Here is a 221-nt window from a genome sequence, read left to right on the forward strand (position 1 = left end):
GGCCTGGGCGGACTGGAGGGCGAAACGGTCCAGGCGTTCCAGGGCGCGGACCACGGAGGCGCGGGTGCCGGCGCGGGTCGCCAGCTGGGTGAGGTCCGTCGGCACGGGGGTGATGAGGTCCGGGCGGGCCCTGAGCAGCGCGGCGAGCGAACGGTCGTCACGGCCGCGGAGCGCTTCCGCGAGAGAGCGGGGGGCTCCGCCGGGCTCGGGGGATTCGGGTG

The 221-nt window shown here is 77.4% G+C and carries 1 pseudogene; it reads right to left on the reverse strand.

Features of this window, described 5'->3' with window-relative positions:
- A pseudogene (locus AOK15_RS48155) lies at window positions 1-221 on the reverse strand (hypothetical protein); the annotation flags it as partial.

This window comes from Streptomyces ossamyceticus (assembly GCF_001418475.1).
Lineage (GTDB): Bacteria > Actinomycetota > Actinomycetes > Streptomycetales > Streptomycetaceae > Streptomyces > Streptomyces ossamyceticus.